General features: G+C 67.7%; 14 protein-coding genes and 2 tRNA genes. 13 read left to right on the top strand and 3 right to left on the bottom strand.

The features are described from left to right. Positions 1-52: 52 nt before the first annotated feature. Positions 53-271, bottom strand: coding sequence for a hypothetical protein (locus BGP17_RS19670; protein WP_167297630.1), 219 nt, complete (start codon positions 269-271; stop codon positions 53-55). Between the two features lie 180 nt (positions 272-451). Beyond that, positions 452-525, bottom strand: a tRNA-Cys gene (locus BGP17_RS19675). Between the two features lie 168 nt (positions 526-693). Between BGP17_RS19675 and BGP17_RS19680 the strand changes: the two genes are divergently transcribed. The 12 genes from BGP17_RS19680 to BGP17_RS19735 all read left to right on the top strand — a co-directional run bounded on the left by BGP17_RS19680 (position 694) and on the right by BGP17_RS19735 (position 16,373). Next, a complete protein-coding gene (locus BGP17_RS19680) occupies positions 694-1,374 on the top strand; it encodes a protein-L-isoaspartate O-methyltransferase family protein (RefSeq protein ID WP_286713289.1) in 681 nt (226 codons plus the stop codon). Between the two features lie 14 nt (positions 1,375-1,388). Further along, positions 1,389-2,990: a TolC family outer membrane protein gene (locus BGP17_RS19685; protein WP_286713290.1), complete on the top strand. Its 1,602-nt coding sequence runs from the start codon at positions 1,389-1,391 to the stop codon at positions 2,988-2,990. A gap of 36 nt (positions 2,991-3,026) precedes the next feature. After that, positions 3,027-3,518: a DUF2497 domain-containing protein gene (locus BGP17_RS19690; protein ID WP_167298925.1), complete on the top strand. Its 492-nt coding sequence runs from the start codon at positions 3,027-3,029 to the stop codon at positions 3,516-3,518. Positions 3,519-3,639: 121 nt separating this feature from the next. Then, positions 3,640-5,709: an alpha/beta hydrolase family protein gene (locus tag BGP17_RS19695; protein WP_286713292.1), complete on the top strand. Its 2,070-nt coding sequence runs from the start codon at positions 3,640-3,642 to the stop codon at positions 5,707-5,709. A gap of 82 nt (positions 5,710-5,791) precedes the next feature. Then, positions 5,792-8,527 (top strand): valine--tRNA ligase, encoded by a 2,736-nt coding sequence (locus BGP17_RS19700; protein ID WP_286713294.1) that lies wholly within the window; start codon positions 5,792-5,794, stop codon positions 8,525-8,527. 163 nt (positions 8,528-8,690) lie between these two features. After that, entirely contained in the window at positions 8,691-9,731 is a 1,041-nt protein-coding gene (locus tag BGP17_RS19705) for a choice-of-anchor A family protein (protein WP_286713295.1), read from the top strand. Between the two features lie 72 nt (positions 9,732-9,803). Next, positions 9,804-11,252, top strand: coding sequence for an MATE family efflux transporter (locus tag BGP17_RS19710; protein ID WP_167298929.1), 1,449 nt, complete (start codon positions 9,804-9,806; stop codon positions 11,250-11,252). A gap of 18 nt (positions 11,253-11,270) precedes the next feature. Beyond that, positions 11,271-12,257, top strand: a complete 987-nt coding sequence (gene hemB / locus BGP17_RS19715; RefSeq protein ID WP_286713296.1) for a porphobilinogen synthase — start codon at positions 11,271-11,273, stop codon at positions 12,255-12,257. Then, complete coding sequence (locus BGP17_RS19720; RefSeq protein ID WP_286713297.1) at positions 12,254-12,790, top strand: GNAT family N-acetyltransferase; 537 nt, start codon at positions 12,254-12,256, stop codon at positions 12,788-12,790. Before hemB ends, BGP17_RS19720 begins: the two co-directional genes overlap by 4 nt. Further along, entirely contained in the window at positions 12,787-13,329 is a 543-nt protein-coding gene (locus BGP17_RS19725) for a GNAT family N-acetyltransferase (RefSeq protein WP_286713299.1), read from the top strand. Before BGP17_RS19720 ends, BGP17_RS19725 begins: the two co-directional genes overlap by 4 nt. Further along, positions 13,326-13,856: a GNAT family N-acetyltransferase gene (locus BGP17_RS19730; RefSeq protein ID WP_286713301.1), complete on the top strand. Its 531-nt coding sequence runs from the start codon at positions 13,326-13,328 to the stop codon at positions 13,854-13,856. The genes BGP17_RS19725 and BGP17_RS19730 overlap by 4 nt, the downstream gene beginning before the upstream one ends. Positions 13,857-14,090: 234 nt before the next feature. After that, the gene (locus tag BGP17_RS19735) at positions 14,091-16,373 is read left to right on the top strand and encodes a fused MFS/spermidine synthase (RefSeq protein ID WP_167298934.1); all 2,283 of its coding nucleotides are present in this window, start codon (positions 14,091-14,093) and stop codon (positions 16,371-16,373) included. Here BGP17_RS19735 and BGP17_RS19740 read toward each other — a convergent pair whose 3' ends face one another. Continuing rightward, the gene (locus BGP17_RS19740) at positions 16,374-16,871 is read right to left on the bottom strand and encodes a hypothetical protein (RefSeq protein WP_167298935.1); all 498 of its coding nucleotides are present in this window, start codon (positions 16,869-16,871) and stop codon (positions 16,374-16,376) included. 82 nt (positions 16,872-16,953) lie between these two features. Between BGP17_RS19740 and BGP17_RS19745 the strand changes: the two genes are divergently transcribed. Then, positions 16,954-17,030, top strand: a tRNA-Arg gene (locus BGP17_RS19745). Positions 17,031-17,047: the final 17 nt, after the last annotated feature.

Below are 17,047 nucleotides of genomic sequence, written 5' to 3' on the forward strand. Positions count from 1 at the left end.
AGGGAAAGTCGCGGAGCGCCGGCCCGCGAAAGCACGCGCGCCGGCAGCGGGTTCAGGCGGCGAGTGCCGTCACGCCCCGCTGACGGATCAGCCCGCTGCCGGTGCTCCCGCCCACCATCAGCGGCAGGGCAGTGGCGCAGAAGGCGCATTCCGCCGTGAGCCGGCCGATCACCCAATGCGACCTGCCACAGCCCGGACAGTAATTCTCCTGCTCCGGACGGTACGCGACGCGATAGCCGGTTAGGGCGTGTCGGATGCCGAAATCATACATGCCTCGTCTCCCGATAATCGGGGGACCAACGGCAATGAATCGCGATTTGTTCCGCATCCGGGCCGGTATGGTGTCGATGGCCCGTGCGATTCGATCGATGAGTTGCGGGAAAGACACACATGCGGCGGGAATGCCGGCGCCGGGACGCGGGCAATGAAGTGGTGATGCCGCAAGAAGAAGTGGAGGCCCGAGCCGGAATCGAACCGGCGTGCAAGGATTTGCAGTCCTCTGCGTCACCACTCCGCCATCGGGCCTCGGAGCGAGCGGCGGCAATGCGCAGGCTGCTGCCGACATGTCAACATTGCAGTGCAAAAATAGCTGCGCGCATTGCTTGGCGAAGGGTTGCGAAGGGGATACAAGCCGCCCTACATAATCAGTGTATTGCACAGCTAACACGGTTGTGCCAGATAGCCGGGGTAATGATGGCTCTTACGGTAGATTCCGCGCCTGCCGAGGCGAACCGCTTCGATGTGATGCGCCATGCGATGGTCGCCAGCCAGCTGCGCACCAACGCGGTCAACGACGCTCGCGTGGTCGAGGCGATGGCGCGCCTGCCGCGCGAGGACTTCCTTCCCGAGGCGCATCGCGCGATCGCCTATCGCGACACGCTGCTGCCGCTCGCCGGGGGGCGCAGCCACAACCTGCCGCTCGCAACGGGGCGGTTGCTCACCGCCGCCGAAATCCGCCCGACCGACAAGGTGCTGCTGATCGGCGCTGCGGGCGGCTATGCGGCGGCCCTGCTCGCCGGTCTCGCCGGTTCGGTGGTGGCGGTGGAGGAGGAGCCCGGCCTCTCGGCGCTCGCGCGCACCGCGCTCGCCGCCTATGCCAATGTCGAGCTGGTCGAGGGGCCGCTCGCCGCCGGCCATGCCGCGCAAGGCCCCTATGACCTGCTCGTCGTCGACGGCGCGGTCGAGGCGCTTCCCGCCGCGCTGCTCGATCAGCTCGCGCCCGACGGGCGGGTGGTGACCGGCCTCCTGGATCGCGGCGTGACGCGCCTTGCGGCGGGCCGTCGCACCGAGGGGGGCTTCGGCCTCGTCGATTTCGCCGATATCGAATGTGCAGTTCTTCCTGGTTTCGAGCGCCTACGAACCTTTCAATTCTGATCTGAAAGAGGCTCATGCGAATTTCCTCTCTGTTTCTGGGCGCCAGCCTTGTCGCGATCGCCGTGCCTGCCGCTGCGCAGACCACGACGACGCGTGCCGGCACCGACACTCCCGTGCAGGGGGTGGGCACCGGCGCACCGGGCCAGACCGCGCAGCCGACCACCACGCTGCGCGACGCGCTGGTGCTTGCCTACAACACCAATCCGGGCCTTCAATCGGAGCGCGCCAACCAGCGCGCCAATGACGAGAACGTGCCGATCGCCAGGGCCGCCGGCCGTCCCGGCGTGAACGGCACGGGTTCGCTGAGCGACAGCATCTATAATAGCGACGCGCTTGCCGGCCCGCTTGCCGGCCCGACTCGGACCGCTCGCCTGGGCCTCAATCTTTCGGTGCCGATCTATTCGGGCGGCGGAGTGCGCAATTCGGTTCGTGCGGCGGAGACTCGCGTCGATGCTGGCCATGCCAGCCTGCGTGGTATCGAAGCGCAGCTCTTCACCGATGCGGTGACCGCCTATGTCGACGTGCTGCGCTTCGAGGCGATCGTCCGCCTCAACCAGCAGAACGTCCATGTTCTCGAGGTCAACCTCCAGGCGACCCGCGATCGGTTCGAAGTGGGCGATCTCACGCGCACCGACGTCGCGCAGTCCGAAGCGCGTCTCGCGCTCGCCCAGAGTCAGCTGCGCACTGCCGAGGCCGGGCTGATCGGTTCGCGCGAGAATTACATCCGCGTCGTCGGCGCCCCCCCGGGCGTGCTCGCGCAGCCGCCGGCGCTGCCGAATCTGCCTGGCGACGTGCAGGATGCGGAACAGGCCGCGATCAGCAACAATCCCAATCTCGAGGCGGCGCAGAAGCAGCGCGACGCGACTGCGTTCGACGTGAAGGCAGCCAGGGCCAGTCGTTCGCCGCAGGTCTCGCTGACCGCCGGCTCCAGCTACTATAATTACCTGGGCTCGCTCAGCGAAGAAGCGCGTACGCTGGGCGGCCAGAACCCCAACGGCATCTCGAACACCATCGGCGCGCAGTTGACGCTGCCGGTCTTCCAGGGCGGGCTTCCGGCGGCGCAGGTTCGCCAGGCCCAGGCGCGCCGGGCCTCGGCGCTGGAGACGGTGACGCTCACCGAGCGCGGCGTGATCGCCCAGGTGCGCTCCGCCTATGCCAACTACCAGTCGGCGTTGCGCGTGATCGAATCGTCGCGGGTCGCCGTGGATGCCAACAAGCTGAGCCTGGAAGGCGTCCGCGCCGAGAACAGCGTCGGCACCCGTACGATCCTCGACATCCTGAACGCCGAGCAGGAACTGCTGACCAGCCAGGTCAATTACGTCACCGCCGAGCGCGACGCCTATGTCGCCGGCTTCACGCTGCTGGCGGCGATGGGCCGGGCCGAGGCACGCGATCTTAACCTTGACGGCGGGCCGCTCTACGATCCGGACGTCAACTACAAGCGCGTGAAGAATCGCTGGTCGGATCGCAACGACGATCCCGAACCGCAGCCGGTGGGCACCCGCACCAACCAGACTCCCGCGCAGACGCCGGCCGTCACCACCACCTCGCTCGATCCCGTGCTTCAGCGCGGCGATGCGACGCGGCCTGTTGACATTAACCGTAAAAATCCCTGATGACGCGCCTCCGGGGCTTTCAGGAGTAGCCGGTTGATGGGGGACATCAGTAGCGAGCCGTCGATGGAGGAGATTCTTTCCTCCATCAAGCGCATCATCGCCGAGGAAGGCGATGCTGCCATCGCGACGCGTGCGCGCCGCGGCGGACGTGCGGCGACGGTGGCGGAGAAATCCGCCGCCATCGACGAAGTGCTCGAGCTGAGCCAGCCGGTCGACGAAGACAGAGTGGAGACGCCGACCCCGATGTCGATGGGTTCCCCGACGCCGCCCGAAGCCGCCCCGAAAGGAGCTGCCGAGCAGCCCGCCGACCCGATCCTGTCCGATCGTGCCGCCGAAGCGACTCGCGGCCCGCTCGAAGCGCTGTCGCGGATGGTGGTCAAGCCGGAGGTGACCGGCACCGACACGCTCGAGGGCATGGTGCGCGAGATGCTGAAGCCGATGCTGCGCGACTGGCTCGACGCCAATCTGCCGCGGCTGGTGGAGGAAATGGTCGCACGCGAGATCTCGCGAATCACCGGGCGGCAATAAGCCCGTCTTCCATTTCGGCGCATGGCACCCGCCCCGGCGAACGCCGGGGTGCCGAAAATGGCCGCCCGTCGCGCGTGCGGACGATTGTAACGCCTGCAACCTTCCGGCTATCGTAGCCGGCATGAAGCACATCCTGCTCGCGGGCGTCGCGCTCGCTTCCACCGCTGCGCCCGCGCTGGCGCGTGACCTCACCATCCAGGACGTCGCCACCCTGTCGCGCGTCGGTGCCCCCGCAGTTTCGCCCGACGGCCATTGGCTGGTCTGGCAGCAGCGCGAGACCGATCTCGCCGCCAACCGGGGCCGCTACGACCTGTGGCGCCTCGACCTGACGGTGAAGGGCGCCAAGCCCGAGAAGCTCGTTGCCGAAGCCGATGTCAACGAAACCAGCCCGCAATTCTCCGCTGACGGCAAGACCGTCTGGTTCCAGTCGGACAAGGGCGGCGAGGACGCCGTCTGGGGCATCGCGATCACCGGCGGCACCGCGACTCGGCTCACGCATATCCCGGGCGGGTTCAACGGCTTCAAGGTTTCGCCCGACGGCAGCAAGCTGCTTGTCTGGGCCGATCGCAAGCCCGGTGCGCCCAGCCTGGAGCCCGCGATGGTCAAGAAGGACCCGAATGCCGGCTCGGGCCGCACCTATGACCAGCTCTTCGTGCGCCATTGGGATACGTGGAGCAACGGCGAGCGCTCGCAGCTCTTCGTGCTGCCGTTTGGCCCGGACGGCGCGACGGGCAACGGAGTCGCCATCGAAGGCGGCCTGATCGGCGACAGCCCCTCCAAGCCCTTTGGCGGCGGTGAGGAAGTCGCCTGGAGCGCCGACGGCAAGACCGTCTATTTCGCCCTGCGCGAGGCGGGCCGGATCGAGGCCAAGTCGACCAATCTCGACATCTTCGCCGCGCCGGCGGACGGCAGCTCGGCGCCGGTGAACCTCACCAAGGCGAACGAGGGCATGGACAATCTCCCCACCGTCTCGCCCGACGGCAAGTGGCTCGCCTATTTCTCGATGGCGCGCGCCACGTACGAGGCCGATCGCCAGGTCCTCCAGCTGCGCAACCTCGCCACCGGCGAGACCAGGGCGCTAACCCAGGCCTGGGACCGCTCGGTCGGCTCGATCGCCTGGGCGCCGGATTCCAGGACGATCTACGTCACTGCCGAGGATACGCAGGAGAACCCGATCTGGTCGGTCGACCCGCAGACCGGCAAGGTCGCCCGGCTCACCCAGCTCGGCAACGTCACCGCGGTGGTGCCGACCAAGGGCGGCATCGTCTATTCGATGAACAGCCTCACCGCGCCGGACGATTTCTACCAGCTCAAGGGCAAGGCCAGCACCCGCCTGACCTCGGTCAACGCCGAGAAGCTGGCGGGCATCGACCTGCCCAAGGTCGAGCGCTTCAGCTTCGCCGGTGCCAACAACGACACCGTCTGGGGCTATTCGGTGCGTCCGGCCGGCCTGGCCGCGGGCGGGAAGGCGCCGATCGCCTTCATCGTCCATGGCGGGCCACAGGGCAGCAGCAACAACAGCTGGTCCTATCGCTGGAACCCGGCGGTGTTCGCCGGCGCCGGCTATGCGGTGGTCGCGGTCGATTTCCACGGCTCCACCGGCTATGGCCAGGCCTTCACCGACGCGATCCGCAACAATTGGGGCGGCTGGCCGCTCGAGGACCTGCAAAAGGGCCTCAAGGCCGCGACGGACAAGTTCTCGTACCTCGATGCCGACAATGCCTGCGCGCTCGGCGCCTCATATGGCGGCTATATGATGAACTGGATCGAGGGGCAGTGGCCCGATCGGTTCAAGTGCATCGTCCAGCATGACGGCGTGTTCGACGCCCGCGCCATGGCCTATGAGACCGAGGAGCTGTGGTTCGACGAGTGGGAACATGGCGGCAAGGCCTATTTCGAGGATCCCGCCGCGTTCGAGAAGTGGAACCCGGTGAACCATGTCGATAAATGGAAGACCCCGCAGCTGGTGATCACCAGCGAGAAGGACTTCCGCATTCCCTATACCCAGGGCCTGGCCGCCTTCACCGCGCTCCAGCGCCGCGACATCCCCTCCAAGCTGCTGGTCTTCCCGGACGAGAACCATTGGGTGCTCAAGCCGAAGAACTCGATGCAATGGTATGGCACGGTGCTTGGCTGGCTGGACCGGTATACGGGCAAGCAGCAGGACGCGGGGACCGCCGCGGCGAGGTGACCCATCCGCAATTCGTCATCCCCGTGCGAGCGGGGATGACGATGGGTTGTGTGTATAGCCTACACATCGCTAAGGGCAGGGCATGTCCGAACTGCCCAAGACCTTCGACCCCGCCGAACTCGAATCCCGCTGGTACCGGCATTGGGAAGCCAATGGCCTGTTCCGCCCCGCGCGCGACGGCGCCGATCCCTGGACGCTGGTCAACCCGCCGCCCAATGTGACGGGCAGCCTCCATATCGGCCACGCCCTCGACAATACGCTGCAGGACATCCTCGTCCGCCATGCGCGGCTGAAGGGCAAGGACGCGCGCTGGGTGGTCGGCACCGATCATGCCGGCATCGCGACCCAGATGGTCGTCGAGCGCCAGATGAACCTCAGGCAGCAGAAGCGCACCGACTTCACGCGCGAGGAGTTCGTCGCCAAGGTCTGGGAGTGGAAGGAGGAGAGCGGCGGCGAGATTACCCAGCAGCTCCGCCGCCTCGGCTGCTCGATGGACTGGTCCGACGAGCGCTTCACCATGGACGAGGGCTTTTCCAAGGCCGTTCTCAAGGTGTTCGTCGAGCTGCACAGGCAGGGCCTGCTCTATCGCGACAAGCGCCTGGTGAACTGGGATCCGGGCCTGGGCACCGCGATCAGCGACCTCGAAGTCGAGACCAGGGACGTCAAGGGCAGCTTCTGGCACCTGAAATATCCGCTCGCCGACGGATCGGGCCATATCGAGGTCGCCACCACGCGCCCCGAGACGATGCTGGCCGACATGGCGGTCGCCGTGAACGCCGAGGACAAGCGCTACGCCGATCTGGTCGGCAAGATGGTCAGGCTGCCGATCACCGGCCGCCTGATCCCGATCGTCACCGACGAGCATGCCGATCCCGAGCTGGGCTCGGGTGCGGTGAAGATCACGCCGGGGCATGACTTCAACGACTTCGAGGTCGGCAGGCGGGCCGGGATCGAGGCGCGCGACATGCTCAACATGCTCGATGCAAAGGCGCGCATTGCCCAGACATCGGACGGGCTGATCCCCGCCGAACTGCTCGGGCTCGACCGGTTCGACGCGCGCAAGCAGGTGATCGCGCGGCTGAAGGAAGAAGGCTTCCTGATCCCGCATGTCGACAAGGAAGGCGTCGAGCACGACGCCGAGCCGCGTACGATCGCGACGCCGTTCGGCGACCGCTCCGGCGACGTGATCGAGCCCTGGCTGACCGACCAATGGTATGTCGACGCCGCGACGCTGGCTAGGCCGGCGATCGAGGCGGTGCGCTCCGGCGCGACCAGGATCGTGCCGAAGAGCTGGGAAAAGACCTATTTCAACTGGATGGAGAACATCCAGCCCTGGTGCGTCTCGCGTCAGCTCTGGTGGGGACACCGGATCCCGGCATGGTTCGCCGAGGACGGCAGCATCTATGTCGCCGAGAGCGAGGCCGAAGCCCAGGCGCAGGCCGGGGAGGGCGTGAAGCTCACCCAGGACAATGACGTCCTCGACACCTGGTTCTCCTCCGCGCTCTGGCCCTTCGCGACGATGGGCTGGCCGGAGAACCCCGATCCCACGCTCGGCGGGCGCTATCCGAACGACGTGCTGATCTCGGGCTTCGACATCCTGTTCTTCTGGGATGCGCGGATGATGATGCAGGGCTTGCATTTCATGAAAGCAGTGCCCTTCAAGACCTTGTATCTCCACGGCCTTGTCCGCGCGGCCGATGGGCAGAAAATGTCCAAGTCCAAGGGCAATGTCGTCAATCCGCTCGGGCTGATCGACAGCTATGGCGCCGATGCGCTGCGCTTCTTCATGGCTGCGATGGAGAGCCAGGGCCGCGACATCAAGATGGATGAGCGCCGGATCGAAGGCTATCGCAACTTCGCGACCAAGCTATGGAACGCGGCGCGCTTCGCCCAGTCGAACGGCATCGGCGCGTCGACCACGCTCGAGCCGCCCGCGGCCGAGCTCGCGGTCAATCGCTGGATCGTCGCCGAGACGGTGGCGACGGTGCAGGCGATCGACCTGGCGCTGGCCGACCTGCGCTTCGACGAGGCGGCGAATGCCATCTACCAGTTCGTCTGGAGCCGGTTCTGCGACTGGTATCTCGAGCTGATCAAGCCGGTGCTGCAGGGCGAGGGCGCGGAAGGTGTCGAAGAGACGCGCGCGGTGGCGGGCTGGGTGCTCGACCAGATCCTGGTCATGCTCCATCCGTTCATGCCCTTCATCACCGAGGAACTCTGGTCGAAGATGGGCCCGCGCGATCACGAACTGATCGTGGCGAAATGGCCGATGGCGGATGCCCGCGCGCTCGATCCCTCGGCCGCGCAGGAGATCGACTGGCTGATCCGGCTGGTGAGCGAGATCCGCGCGGCGCGGACCGAGCTGAACGTGCCGCCATCGGCCAAGCTGGACCTGTTTGTATCTCAACAGGCAGCGGAGAATCGCCCCCGCCTCGCCCGGAGCGCGAGCGCGCTGCGGCGCCTAGCCCGCGTCGAGAGCATCTTCGATGAGAATGAAGGTGTCTATGCCTTGATCGAAGGCATCGGGAGTGCGGTGAAGTCGTCGGACATGTCGTTTGCCGGTTCGCTCCAGATCATTGTCGACGAAGCGACCTTCGTGCTGCCGCTCGGCGACGTCGTCGACCTCGAAGCCGAGCGTGCCCGCTTGGCCAAGGCGATCGCCGCGGCCGAGAAGGAGCGCGATGGCCTGGCGGGCCGACTGGGCAATGCCAGCTTCGTGGAGAAGGCGAAGCCCGAGGCAGTCGAGAAGGCCCGGGCCGACCATGCCGAAAAGGCCGCCGAGGCCGAGCGGCTGTTGGCAGCGCTGGCCCGACTGGGCTGACCTCTATTCCGTCATCCCGCGTGGGTGGGATGACGGAACCGGGCGGCAATACTCATTTCGGCGAACCTCCCGAATCGGGACGCCGTTAACCAAGCTTCTCAATATCTTCCGGGCGCCCCGTGCCCTTAACCAAGCTCCGAGTCGTCAATCCCTCGGAGTCGCCATGAACCGCTTCCTGCTCTCCGCCGGCGTCGCCGCAGCGGCGCTGTTCGCCGCCGTGCCCGCGTCCGCCCAGTCCATCGCCGGGCTCGATGCGCTGCGCACCTGGAACCTGGTCGTGCTCGGGGACCTGACTTCCTCCTCGGAAGTGGAGGGACGGACCTTCGTCGGCGGCAACCTCAACGGCAATTCCTCCAACTATCAGATCGCCAATCCCGCCCCGAGCCCGCTCGGCGTGCCCGGCCTCACCGTGGTGGGCGACGTCAACGGCTCGACCAAGAACCTCAACAACGGTTCGGGCGCGGTGATCGGCGGCAACGTCAACAGCGGCTTCAACCTCAACGGCCCGGCGCAGACGGTGAAGGTCGGCGGCACGATCGCCAACACCAACGTCAACCAGAACACGGTGCAGTCGGGCCTGTCGGCAAGCGATCCGGCCTTCTCGGTCAATCTGAAGCAGCAGGGCAGCCTGCTCACCAGCAGCCTTACCGACCTGTCGCGCACGCTGGGCGGGCTCGATGCCAACAGCAACCTGGCGATCGCCGGCAATCGCGGCACCTTCAACGCAGTGCCGAATGCCAGCGGCGTGGCGGTGTTCAACATCAGCGCCGCCGATCTCGACAGGATCGGCGAGATCCAGTTCAACCTGAACGGGGCGGACACTGCGATCGTCAACGTCAGCGGCGCGAACGTGACGCTCAACGACAATTTCCTGGGCGGCACCCAGGGGCTGGGCCAGCACGTCATCTGGAACTTCCCCGACGCGAAGACGCTGAACGCCACCACCGCCTGGGGCGGATCGGTGCTCGCGCCGAACGCGGCAGCGACCACGGGCAATTACATCCAGGGCTCGGCGGTGTTCGGCAGCCTTGTCCAGAACGGCGAGTTCCATCTCGGCACCTATACCGGCACCTATACGCCGCCGGGTACCACCAATCCGGGCGGCGGCGACCCCAGCCCGATCCCGGAAGAGGCGGTCGGCCTGTTCGCGCTGGGCATGGTCGCGCTCTGGGCCATGCGCCGCCGGAGCGCCCGCACGGCTTGACCTGACCGCCGCCCGGTGCTGGTGAGGGGAGGCGGGAGGTCCTTTCCGCCGACTCCAACCAGAGCGAGCGCCATGGCCGGTCCCCCCCAACGCCACGACCTGACCCAGGGCCCGATCAGCCGGACGCTGCTGCTGTTCGCGCTGCCCACGCTCGGCTCGAACATCCTCCAGTCGCTCAACGGCTCGATCAACTCGATCTGGGTCGGCCGCTTCCTTGGGGAACAGGCGCTGGCGGCAACGGCCAACGCCAACATCATCATGTTCCTGATGTTCTCGGCAGTATTCGGCTTCGGCATGGCGGCGACCATCCTGATCGGCCAGTCGATGGGCCGGCGCGACGTCGAGGCGGCGCGGCGCGCCTTCGGCTCGGCGATCGGGCTGGTGATGGGCGGCGCCGTGGTGATCGCCATCCTGGGCTGGCTGTTCGCCCCGCAGATCCTCCGCCTGCTCGCCACCCCCGGCGAGGCGCAGGACATGGCGCGCGACTATCTGCGCGTCATCTTCCTCGGCCTGCCGTTCAGCATGCTCGGCGTGCTCATCCAGATGAGCCTGCGCGGCACCGGCGATTCGATCACGCCGCTGTGGTTCATGGTGCTGAGCGTCACGATCGACGCGGGGCTGAACCCGCTGCTGATCCAGGGCATCGGCCCGTTCCCCCGCATGGGCATCGCCGGCTCGGCCACCGCGACGCTGATCGCCGGGCTGGTCTCGTCCTTCGGCCTGCTCCTCTATGTCTATTGGCGCGACTTGCCGGTGCGGCTGCGCGGTCATGAGCTGCATTATCTGATCCCGGAACGGGCGCTGGTCCGCACCATCGTCGCCAAGGGGTTGCCGATGGGCGCGCAGATGCTCGTCATGTCCACTGCCGGCCTCACCATGATCGGGCTGGTCAACCGCCTGGGCGTCGACACCGCCGCGGCCTATGCCGTCTCGCAGCAGCTCTGGACCTATATCCAGATGCCGGCGATGGCGATCGGCGTCGCCGTGTCGAGCATGGCCGCACAGAATATCGGCGCGGGCCGGTGGGATCGGGTGAACGCCATCACCCGCTCCGGGCTGGTCTACAACACTGCGATCACCCTGGTCGTGATCGTCGCGATCCTGCTGTTCGACCGCCCGGTGATGGCGCTGTTCGTCGGCGGCGACAGTCCGGCGATCCCGATCGCCCGCCACATCCAGCTGCTTGCCAGCTGGACCTTCGTGATGTTCGGCGCGACCATGGTGCTGTTCTCCACCGTGCGGGCCAATGGCGCCACCGTGCCGCCCCTGGTCATCCTGGCGATCACGCTCTTCCCGATCCGCTTCGGCTTCGCGGTGCTCGGCCAGCGCTGGTTCGGCAGCGACGCGCTGTGGCTGGCCTTTCCGATCGGGTCCGCCTGCTCGCTGACGCTCGCGGCGCTCTATTATCGCTATGGCCGCTGGCGCAGCGAAGTGCTCGAAGTGCCGCCCGAGCCCGCCACGGTGGAGGAGGAGGCGCTCGCCGCCACCGAGCCCGCGGGACGCTTGCAACCCAATTGCTGAGGGCGCATCAGCGCGGCCATGAGTCAGTATCCCGCGCTCCGCCTCCGCCGCACCCGCGCTTCCGAATGGAGCCGCCGGCTGCATGCGGAAACCCTGCTCACCCCGGCGAACCTGATCTGGCCGCTCTTCGTCACGGAAGGCGAGGCGGAAGAGCCGATCGCATCGCTGCCCGGCGTCTCGCGCTGGGGCCTGAAGGACATCGTGGCGCGCGCGCGCGAGGCCCGCGACCTCGGCATTCCCTGCCTGGCGCTCTTCCCCAACACGCCGCGGGAACTGCGCACCGATGACGGGCGCGAGGCGCTCAACCCGGACAATCGGATGTGCCGGGCGATCCGCGCGATCAAGGATGCGGTGCCCGAGATCGGCGTGCTCACCGACGTGGCGCTCGATCCCTATACCGCGCACGGCCATGACGGCATCGTCGACGCCCAGGGCTATGTCCTGAACGACGAGACCAGCGCGGTCCTGGTCGACCAGGCGCTGCTCCAGGCCGAGGCGGGGGCGGACATCGTCGCCCCGTCGGACATGATGGACGGCCGGGTCGGCGCGATCCGCGGCGCGCTCGAGGCCAATGGCCATGTCAACGTCCAGATCATGGCCTATGCCGCCAAATATGCCTCGGCCTTTTACGGCCCGTTCCGCGACGCGGTCGGCAGCCGCGGGCTGCTCAAGGGCGACAAGAAGACCTATCAGATGGACCCGGCCAATGCCGAGGAAGCGCTGCGCGAAGTCGCGCTCGACCTGGCCGAGGGCGCGGACAGCGTGATGGTGAAGCCCGGGCTGCCCTATCTCGACATCATCCTGCGGGTGAAGGACGCGTTCCAGGTGCCGGTCTTCGCCTATCAGGTCTCCGGCGAATATGCGATGATCGAAGCCGCCGCCGCCGCCGGGGCTGGGGAGCGCGACGCGCTGGTGCTCGAGACGCTGATGGCCTTTCGCCGCGCCGGCTGCTCGGGCATGCTCACCTATCACGCGCCGCTGGCGGCAAGGCTGCTCGCCGGATGATCGCCACCGAACGCCTTCTCCTCCGCCCCTGGCGCGAGGCAGACAAGCCCGTCTTCCATGCTCTCGCCAACACGCCGGCGATGATGGCGCATTTCGGCGGCCCCGTGCCCCAGGCGAAGCACGATGCCATCATCGACAGGATGATGGCCCAGCAGGAGCGCCACGGCCATTGCATGTGGGTGGTCGAGCTCCTTGGGACCGGCGAGATGGCCGGTGTCTGCGGCGTGCGCATCGGCGGCCATCCCGACACGCCGGTGCCCGAGGAGCTGGAGATCGGCTGGCGCATCGGCGAGAAATTCTGGGGACAGGGCATTGCGCGCGAGGCAGCGGAGGCAAGCATCGCCTGGAGCTGGGCCAATACCGACCGTCCGCGCATCGCCGCCTGGACGGTGATCGGCAACAGGCGCAGCTGGGGGCTGATGGAGCGGCTCGGCATGCACCGCCGCGCCGATCTCGATTTCCGGCACCCCGATTATGCGCCCGGCGATCCCTTCGGCGCGATGATCGTCTACGCGATCGACCGTCCGGCATGATCGAGACCGCCCGCCTTCGCCTGCGCCCCTGGGCGCCCGAGGATCGCCCGGCGTTCGAGGCGCTGGTCAACACGCCTGCGATGATGGCCCGGCTCGGCGGCCTGAAGGGGCCAGCGGACATCGATGCCATGTTCGCGCGCCGGCTCGACGATCAGGCCCGCTACGGCTTCTGCTATTGGGCCACGGTGCTGCGCGACACCGGCGAACTGGTCGGCAGTTGCGGCATCCGCATCGCCAGCAACTACGGCTCCGAAGCGCCCGTCGCCGGAATGCCGGAAATCGGCTGGCGCGTCGCCGAGGCGCATTGGGGCAAGGGCTATGCCCGCGAGGCCGCCGAGGCGAGCATCGCCTGGGGCTGGGCCAATCTCGACACGTCTGCGATCGGCGCCTGGACCACCATCGGGAACACCGCCAGCTGGGGACTCATGGAACGGCTCGGCATGCGGCGCCGTGCGGATCTCGATTTCCGCCTCCGCGGCTATTCCGCGGAGGACCCGGTGGGCGCGATGATCGTCTATATGCTGGAGCGCCCCCGATGATCGAAACCGAACGCCTGATCCTGCGTCGTTGGCGGGACAGCGATCGCCCGGCCTGGCATGCCATGGGCCGGGATCCCGCGGTGATGGAGTATCTCGGCCCGCCCCTGTCTCCGGAAGCGGCGGACGCGGCCATGGCGCGGCAGAACGCCCTGCTCGACGCGCACGGCCATTGCTTCTGGGCGGTCGAGCGCAAGGAGGATGGTGCCTTCCTGGGCTTTTGCGGCCTCAAGCCCGGTCCGGAGGGCACGCCGCTATTCGGCGAAGTCGAGATCGGTTGGCGCTTCGCTCCGGCCCATTGGGGCAGGGGCTATGCCCGCGAGGGCGCGCAGGCCAGCCTCGACTGGGCCTGGGCCAATCTCGATGTGCCGACGGTCGCGGCGATGACGGTGCTCGGCAACACCCGCAGCTGGGGATTGATGGAGCGTCTGGGCATGGTGCGGGCGCCCGCCGACGACTTCATCCATCCGCAGGCGCCCGATTGGCTGAACCCGCACATCACCTATCGGATCGCGCGACCCGCCGGGTAGGACACCGGGCATATCGGCGCTCGGGCACCGGCGCACCCTTTACTAGCGGGATTTCCTCTGCTTGCGTCCCCTGCATGATCGTGTCGCACATCCTGCAGCTTGCCTCGTCCGAGCGGAGCGGAGACTCCGGACGGGGAAATCGGGGCCCCCATGCCCCGAACTTCCTGAATTTCCGCCCGCGGTTCATCCATCGGCAAGCCGAATCGCTGCACAGCGGCGCGGAGGCCTGAGGCGATGGAGAATGCAATCGACGACGTGACGCCGCAGGCCGGCACGCGCACCACGCGCTGGCTGTTCGTCGCCGCGATCCTCGCCGGCTCCTTCCTGCTCTTCCTCGTTCAGCCCATGGTCGCGCGCATGGCGCTGCCCCAGCTGGGCGGCGCGCCCGCAGTGTGGAACAGCGCGATGCTGGTCTATCAGGCGCTGCTGCTCGGCGGCTATTCCTATGCGCACTGGCTCGGCCGGGTGCCGCCACGGGCCCAGGCGACGATCCATCTCGCCGTGCTTCTCGTAGCGGCGCTCTGGCTGCCGATCGGCGTGATCGCCATGGAACTGCCCGGCGAGGCGGAGCCGGCGCTCTGGGTGCCCTGGCTGCTCGTCGCCTCGATCGGCCCGCTGTTCTTCGCCATCTCGGCCCAGGCGCCGCTTCTCCAGCGCTGGTACAGCATCGCCAGCCATGGGCGGGATCCCTATGCCCTTTACGCCGCCTCCAATATCGGCAGCTTCGGCGGGCTGATCGCCTATCCGCTGATCGTCGAGCCCAATCTGGCGCTCAAGGGACAGAGCTGGCTGTGGACCGGCGGTTACGTGCTGGTCCTGCTCCTCGTTGCCGGCTGTGCCGCGCGCCTGCCGCGCCGGGCGGAAGACGAGCCGCATGTCGCGCACCATACGCCCGCGCCGCCCTGGCGCCGGGTGTTCCACTGGATCGCGCTGGCGCTGGTCCCCTCGGGCCTGATGCTGGCGACCACCACCTTCCTCACCACCGACATCGTGGCGGTGCCGATGCTGTGGGTGCTGCCGCTCGGCCTCTATCTGCTGAGCTTCTCGGTCGCTTTCCGCGACAATGCGGTGCTGCCCGAGATTCTCACCAAGTTCGCGCCGGTGATCATCCTGATGTTCGGCGCGACGCTGATCGCCGGCCATCAGCAGCTCGCCTATCTCAACGCCGTCATCGGGCTGTTGCTGCTTTTCACCGTCTCGGTGACGCTGCATGCCCGCATGTATGCCTTGCGGCCGGCGCCGGACCGGCTCACCGGCTTCTATCTCGCCATGTCGGTGGGCGGCGTGCTCGGCGGCGTGTTCGCCGGCCTGATCGCGCCGATCCTGTTCGACTGGACCTATGAATATCCGCTGCTCGTGCTGGCGGCGGGCGCGCTCTGCCCGCAGATGTTCCTCCTGTCGGCGATCGGGGATTTCTGGCGGCACGGGACGCGGGGCAAGACGATCACGCTGGTCGCGCTCGTCGTGCTGCTGGTCTGGCTCGGCGCGGTCAATCCCGGCAACCTCCTCGGCATCATGCACGAGCAGATCGCCTTCGTGCTCGTCGCGCTGCTCGGCCTGTTCGCAGTCGGGCGCCGCCCGGCCTATCTGGCGGCGCTGGCGGGCGGGCTGATCCTGTTCGGCGGCTATCGCTCGATCCAGCTCTCGCTCACCGATGCGCGCACGCGCAGCTATTTCGGCGTCTACACCGTCACCGACTATGACAATGAGCGCCAGCTCGCGCACGGCACCACGCTGCACGGCATCCAGCTGAAGGGTGCGCTCTCGACGCGGCCGACCACCTATTACGTGCCCGGATCGGGCGTGGGGCAGGCGATGCAGGCGCTGCCCGACCTCTATGGTGCGGCCGCACGCGTCGGCGTGGTCGGCCTCGGCACCGGTACGCTCGCCTGCTATGCCAAGCCCGGCCAGAGCTGGCGCTTCTTCGAGATCGATCCGGCGATCGTCCATCTCGCCCGCGATTCGGGCAAGTTCACCTTCCTGCGGCAATGCGCGCCCCAGACGCGCATCTCGATCGGCGATGCGCGCGTCCGGCTCACCGAGACGCAGAGCGCCAGCCTGGACCTGCTCGCGCTCGACGCCTTCTCGTCGGATACGGTGCCGATGCACCTGCTCACGCGCCAGGCCTTCGCCACCTATGGCCGGGTGCTGGCGCCGAACGGCCTGCTGCTCGTCCACATCTCCAACCGGTTCATGGCGCTGGCGCCCGTGGTGTCCGCCGCGGCGCACGATGGCGGCTGGAAGGCGGTGCGGCTGTCCTATGAGCCGGAGCCGCATTTCGTCGCCACCCCGCAGCCGGGCGGCGGCACGAAGGTGGAGCAGATCGAGCCCGAGGCCGAATCGGCTTCGGAATGGATCGCGCTCAGCCATGACCAGGCGATGCTCGACCGGCTGGTGGCCCGCGGCGGCGGCTGGCGGCGGCTTCAGTCCTGGCCCGGCTTCGAACCCTGGACCGATGACTATGCTTCGGTGATGCCCGTGCTCCGGGTGCTGCACCCGGAGCTGGCGGGGAACTGACTAGCGGCCGGTGCCGCCCAGCGCGGCTTCGAGCGAATCGATCCTTGCCTGTTGCGAGGAAGCGGCCCGGTCGGCATCGGCCAGGGCGGCATCGAGCGCGGGATAGGGCGGCAGGCCGTCGACGCCGCGCTGGGTCGCCAGCGCGTCCAGGTCCGACAGGGCGGTCACGGCCGGGCGGCGCAGCTCGGCGAGCTGACCCATCGCTACCTGCGCCTGCAGCCAGGCCTCGGAGCCCTGGGGCAGGCCGCGCGAGACGGCGATCCTGGCCTCGGCATCCTGGGCACCGGCGGTGAAGGCCTTGGTGCCTGCATCCAGCGCCCCGCGGATCTCGGCGATTCGCTTGTCGAGCGCGGCATCGGGCGTCGCGACCGGCACCGGCCGCTCGGGCTCGGCAAGGCTCGTCGATTCGATGGGGCGGGGCAGCAGCGAGGGATATCGACCCGTCGCCTGGGTGCAGCCGGCGAGCCCGGCGAAGCTGAGCAGCAGAATAAATCGCATGTCAGCGCCTTATGCTTGTGGAAAACTGCACGCAACGGCTTGCGCGATCCGAAAACCGCTTCTAAAGGCACCCCTCCACAGCGCGCCCGTAGCTCAGCTGGATAGAGCATCAGACTACGAATCTGAGGGTCGGACGTTCGAATCGTTCCGGGCGCGCCATTTCGGTTCAAAGGCGC

This window comes from Sphingomonas sp. 67-41, assembly GCF_001899725.1.
GTDB lineage: Bacteria > Pseudomonadota > Alphaproteobacteria > Sphingomonadales > Sphingomonadaceae > Sphingomonas > Sphingomonas leidyi.

What these genes read in the sequence shown, in the direction of transcription:
- BGP17_RS19670 (WP_167297630.1), bottom strand. Translation starts at nt 271, where the DNA reads ATGTATGATTTCGGCATCCGACACGCCCTAACCGGCTATCGCGTCGCG.
- BGP17_RS19680 (WP_286713289.1), top strand. Translation starts at nt 694, where the DNA reads ATGGCTCTTACGGTAGATTCCGCGCCTGCCGAGGCGAACCGCTTCGAT.
- BGP17_RS19685 (WP_286713290.1), top strand. Translation starts at nt 1,389, where the DNA reads ATGCGAATTTCCTCTCTGTTTCTGGGCGCCAGCCTTGTCGCGATCGCC.
- BGP17_RS19690 (WP_167298925.1), top strand. Translation starts at nt 3,027, where the DNA reads ATGGGGGACATCAGTAGCGAGCCGTCGATGGAGGAGATTCTTTCCTCC.
- BGP17_RS19695 (WP_286713292.1), top strand. Translation starts at nt 3,640, where the DNA reads ATGAAGCACATCCTGCTCGCGGGCGTCGCGCTCGCTTCCACCGCTGCG.
- BGP17_RS19700 (WP_286713294.1), top strand. Translation starts at nt 5,792, where the DNA reads ATGTCCGAACTGCCCAAGACCTTCGACCCCGCCGAACTCGAATCCCGC.
- BGP17_RS19705 (WP_286713295.1), top strand. Translation starts at nt 8,691, where the DNA reads ATGAACCGCTTCCTGCTCTCCGCCGGCGTCGCCGCAGCGGCGCTGTTC.
- BGP17_RS19710 (WP_167298929.1), top strand. Translation starts at nt 9,804, where the DNA reads ATGGCCGGTCCCCCCCAACGCCACGACCTGACCCAGGGCCCGATCAGC.
- hemB (WP_286713296.1), top strand. Translation starts at nt 11,271, where the DNA reads ATGAGTCAGTATCCCGCGCTCCGCCTCCGCCGCACCCGCGCTTCCGAA.
- BGP17_RS19720 (WP_286713297.1), top strand. Translation starts at nt 12,254, where the DNA reads ATGATCGCCACCGAACGCCTTCTCCTCCGCCCCTGGCGCGAGGCAGAC.
- BGP17_RS19725 (WP_286713299.1), top strand. Translation starts at nt 12,787, where the DNA reads ATGATCGAGACCGCCCGCCTTCGCCTGCGCCCCTGGGCGCCCGAGGAT.
- BGP17_RS19730 (WP_286713301.1), top strand. Translation starts at nt 13,326, where the DNA reads ATGATCGAAACCGAACGCCTGATCCTGCGTCGTTGGCGGGACAGCGAT.
- BGP17_RS19735 (WP_167298934.1), top strand. Translation starts at nt 14,091, where the DNA reads ATGGAGAATGCAATCGACGACGTGACGCCGCAGGCCGGCACGCGCACC.
- BGP17_RS19740 (WP_167298935.1), bottom strand. Translation starts at nt 16,871, where the DNA reads ATGCGATTTATTCTGCTGCTCAGCTTCGCCGGGCTCGCCGGCTGCACC.